The following is a 736-nucleotide window of genomic DNA, read 5'->3' on the forward strand; positions in this document are numbered from 1 at the left end:
CTCCCGGACCGCTTCCCGCTCCCGTTGTGGTTCACGCAGCACACTCTCCGGCAGCGCAGTTTCCCGGGCACTGTTGCAAATAGTCGGTGGTGATAAACTTATCATCCCCTTTTGCTGATGGAGCTGCACATGAACCCATTCAAAGGCCGGCATTTTCAGCGTGACATCATTCTGTGGGCCGTACGCTGGTACTGCAAATACGGCATCAGTTACCGTGAGCTGCAGGAGATGCTGGCTGAACGCGGAGTGAATGTCGATCACTCCACGATTTACCGCTGGGTTCAGCGTTATGCGCCTGAAATGGAAAAACGGCTGCGCTGGTACTGGCGTAACCCTTCCGATCTTTGCCCGTGGCACATGGATGAAACCTACGTGAAGGTCAATGGCCGCTGGGCGTATCTGTACCGGGCCGTCGACAGCCGGGGCCGCACTGTCGATTTTTATCTCTCCTCCCGTCGTAACAGCAAAGCTGCATACCGGTTTCTGGGTAAAATCCTCAACAACGTGAAGAAGTGGCAGATCCCGCGATTCATCAACACGGATAAAGCGCCCGCCTATGGTCGCGCGCTTGCTCTGCTCAAACGCGAAGGCCGGTGCCCGTCTGACGTTGAACACCGACAGATTAAGTACCGGAACAACGTGATTGAATGCGATCATGGCAAACTGAAACGGATAATCGGCGCCACGCTGGGATTTAAATCCATGAAGACGGCTTACGCCACCATCAAAGGTATTG

General features: G+C 54.6%; 1 protein-coding gene. It reads left to right on the forward strand.

Annotated features, from left to right (window positions below; genetic code table 11):
* Positions 1-129 precede the first annotated feature (129 nt).
* A partial coding sequence (locus tag R7P64_RS24210) for an IS6-like element IS26 family transposase (RefSeq protein ID WP_001067849.1) occupies positions 130-736 on the forward strand: 607 nt, incomplete at its 3' end.

Origin of the sequence: Vibrio sp. 2304 (assembly GCF_033339475.1) — a bacterium.
GTDB lineage: Bacteria > Pseudomonadota > Gammaproteobacteria > Enterobacterales > Vibrionaceae > Vibrio > Vibrio alginolyticus.